General features: G+C 43.0%; 3 protein-coding genes. All 3 read right to left on the bottom strand.

Features of this window, described 5'->3' with window-relative positions; genetic code table 11:
* Nucleotides 1–1,370 (bottom strand): PQQ-dependent sugar dehydrogenase (locus CWD91_RS22565; protein ID WP_192877715.1); only part of this gene is annotated, 1,370 nt, incomplete at its 3' end.
* Nucleotides 1,371–1,491: 121 nt separating this feature from the next.
* On the bottom strand, nucleotides 1,492–2,184 hold the full coding sequence (locus tag CWD91_RS22560) for a hypothetical protein (RefSeq protein ID WP_103443234.1): 693 nt from the start codon (nucleotides 2,182–2,184) through the stop codon (nucleotides 1,492–1,494).
* Nucleotides 2,181–3,835: T9SS type A sorting domain-containing protein (locus CWD91_RS22555; protein WP_157943878.1), on the bottom strand; the 1,655-nt coding region annotated here is incomplete at its 5' end. The genes CWD91_RS22555 and CWD91_RS22560, both read right to left, overlap by 4 nt.

The raw sequence follows: 3,835 nt of genomic DNA, 5'->3' as shown, positions 1-3,835 counted from the left end.
GCAGTGGCAATGGCGCCTGCGGTCGTAAATTCGCCCCCGATATATACGGGGCCTTCCGTCGGTACGGTCAGGGCCCTTACGGTACCATTGGTCCCTTGTGCCATCCCGTACCAATCCCCCACACCGTTTACGGCAACGGTCTGGGGGCCATTGTTGCCGCCGACTATTCTGTACAGTTTTGATGCGGTGCCATAATCGCTGAAGTAGAGTTCGCCCGCTTCGTCCGATCCAAAGGAGGAAATGTATTGGCCATTGGTCCTGAACAGCAGTTCCGATGTGGCGCCACCTGTCGAAGGATCGTAGTCCAGGGCCCAGATCCTACCGGAAATATAGTCGCCATAGATATATTTTTCTTTGATCTGGGGATTATTGCTGGCCCCCCTGTATACGTACCCTCCCGTTATGGAGATGTCCCCGTTGCTGCGGCCATAGTCAAAAACGGGCTTGATGTCCGGGGTGGTGGCCAGTACGGTGGATGCGTCCTCCACGGTATTGCCCTCGAACCTGTTCCAGCCATAATTTCCTCCCTTTACGATCAGGTTGATCTCCTCCCTGTCGCCCTGTCCCACATCCGCTCCCCACATGTGCCCTGTAGGTCCGTCAAAGCAGAACTTCCAAGTGTTCCTAATTCCCCAGACAAATAGTTCGTCCAATCCGCTCTGTCCCACCCTGGGATTATCGGCCGGTATTTCATAATTCCCATCCGGGGCATCGGGGTTGGATTCCAGGGGGTTGCTGCCGTCCAGGTCCACATCAATCCTCAGGATGCTCCCGAAAACATTGTCGAGGTTCTGTGCGTTCCTATTGGGGTCGCCGCCGCCGCCGCCATCTCCGATGGAGACGTATAGGTATCCATCGGGTCCAAAGCCGATCTTTCCCCCGTTGTGGTTGGAATGGTCCTGGTTCTTGTCAAAACTGAATATTTCCAGTCTGGAGGAGGGGTCCGCCAGGTCGGGGTCGTCCGCCCTAACGGTATATCTTGCCAATACGATCTCGACATTGACCCCGGAAATATTGCTCTGACGGGTATGGTAAACAAAAAAATACCTGTTCAGTCCAAAATTGGGGTGAAAGGCCAGTCCTAAAAGTCCAATCTCCTGACCGGAGGAAAAGCTCACGATATCGCTAATGTCCAGGAAGGTATCCGCCACCGAGGTGTTTTCGCTGTTCCGGAAGACCTTTATCCTTCCCGCCTGTTCAACAACGAACATTCTACCGCTATTGTCACCAGAATTCATTATTTCCGTGGGGAATTCAAAGCTCAGGTCGGGAAAGACATTCTCATAGGTTACCTGGGATTGGCATAACGAAATTCCAAAGCAGGCAATAATACAAATTAATACTGTTTTTATCTCTAATTTTGTTTGCATGTTAAAGGCCATAATTATCCTACATCTATTCTGTATATAAATATATAATTTATCTTTTTGAATTTAATTTGTAAGAGGGAATTAAAAAGAGGAATAATACTATAATAAAGGGAAAGGAATATTATTCAACCTCAAAAACAAAAATATTTGAATCGGATTCATTCCCCAATTCATCCCTTGTGGTAATTTTCCAATAATAAGTGTTACTTGATGATATGGGTAAACCAGCAATACGGTTTTCTTTAATTATTTCCTGATATATATCGGGTGGATTTAGGTCGTCAAAATATAAATCGTATTCCAAAATATCGGAATCGAGGTCATTTCCATCCCACTCCAATGTGACGGAATTTTGATTTGAAGGTAAAACTTCTCCAATTTCTGGACTAATATTTTGGGCAGGAAATGGAATAAAATATTCCGTTTGGTTACCGGAATTATAAAAGGACCATATATCGCTAACTGTAGTTTTTAAATTATTCTTGGAAGTAACATACCAAGAATAAGGTGTACCTCTATCGATAGTAACAGGCAATTCTGTATTTTCGGTGGAATAAGTTTTTGAGGCGGATAAAATGAGATTTGTAATATTGAGCTCATAATTTTCGGTATTTTCCGTTGGTTTCCATCTAAAAACCACTTCACTTTGAGTATCCGAGGTGATACTTCCTTCAACACATTCGGAAATGTTTTCTGGAAAAATCAGCTCTGCTTTAGTTGGATTCAGTTCTAAATTATGCTCAAGGTTATTATCCTTTCTGCATGAAGTTGTAATTAGAAATAATAATAATAATGGAAATATTAATGTTTTCATTGTTTGACTATTTTGTGAGAGTCTAATGTTTCTCCATTATATACCAATACATAATAAACGCCTGCAGATAAATAGGGAGTTTCAATTTGTACCACACCATCTTGGTAGTCATAAACATTGGATGAGATTAGCACACCAAGGGATGAATATATTAAAATTTCAACGCGCTCGGTTGATTTGGTGAAGGCGGTGATGTTAAGGTTTTTGTCAAAGGGATTTGGATATACTATTGAACTTTTTAAAGAAATTATCTCTTCATGTGTACCTTGACAGATTTCATCTGTTGAAACTTGAATAACGTTGACATTGTCCTCAATAACCAAATTCATAGTGTTCTCTTTAGTATAAAAGTTTAATCCGTTGTGATTGATCTTGTAATTCTTGGCACCGCTCATTTTTAGAGTTAGGACATTATTCTCTTTGTTCAATGTAGATGTGACCAGCAATTCTTCAGGTTCTGTAATAAAAATATTCGAACAACTGTTATAGTTGGGGAACCTATTATTGGTAAGACATATTTCGTATTGGCCGGATTGTAAATCTGTTATCTCAAGATTGTCTATGAAGGTGTAACTTTTATTTAAATTGGCCCCAATGACTGTGGCTGATGATTCAATGTTTTTGTTGTTGGAAGAAATTGATATCCTTCCATTCCCTGATGCTCTACAATTTAGGCCAGTAGCTGAAATAATATAGTTGTCTATTGGTAATTCGGCAGCTGTGCAACCTGTATTGTCAACTATTTCAAGTGGTGCAGTATTGGGGCATTGGTCAATTTCATCAGGTACCCCATCATTATCACTATCCACATTTGAAGATTCTACTATAATTTGGAGTGTTTCGATACATCCCTCTGGAGTTGTAAAAGTATAGGTTCCTTGATCGGATTCTGTTAAATTATTTATAGTGTAGTCACCTAAAATGATACTGCCATCAACAAGTTCAATGGAAAAATCGATGTCTTTTGGCAGAATACTTAATATAATTTCGGATCCCTCTTGTAGCGTAATCTCATTTAGACCGTTATCTGTTGATCCATTAATAGTGTATTCAGGGATTATATTGTTAATGCATCCTAAGTCTAAGCCCCAGATGGCAATATTGCCTGCATTATCTTCCCCGGCCAAGTTAAATGTACCGCCCACGTACAAACTGGACATTTGGCCGTCAAATACCAGTTTGTTAACGGGTTTGTCCGTGCCAACTGCAGTACCGTTCCCCAGGGCCTGCCAGCCTTGGATCTCGCTCCACCTGGCGATGTTATTCACGACTTTGTTTATATTTTCCTGGTCCGAGGCAGTCTGAAAATTCCCCCCGGCGTAGAGGTATGAGCCGTCATGTGCCAGTGCGTTTACATTGCCGCTGAGTCCTTGTCCCAAGGTTTCCCATTGCAGGGACGATCGGTCCCATCTGGCGATCCTGTTGGCGGTAACATTGCCTGCAATGGCAAAGTTTCCGCCGGCGTAGATATAATCCTGGGTAATGGCCATGGCCTGTACAAAGCCGCTAGTCCCTGTTCCCAGTGTGCCCCAATTGGTCCCGTCCCAAACGGCTATCCTGGGCGCTGTATTTCCCCCGGCTGCATCAAAATTTCCTCCCACGTATACCAGTCCGTCCACATCTATTGTTATGGCCCGTACCTCGTTGTTGG

This window comes from Arenibacter hampyeongensis, assembly GCF_002909255.1.
GTDB classification, from domain to species: domain Bacteria; phylum Bacteroidota; class Bacteroidia; order Flavobacteriales; family Flavobacteriaceae; genus Arenibacter; species Arenibacter hampyeongensis.
Note: the sequence above shows the minus strand (reverse complement) of the source record. Positions and strands in the feature narration are given on the sequence as shown.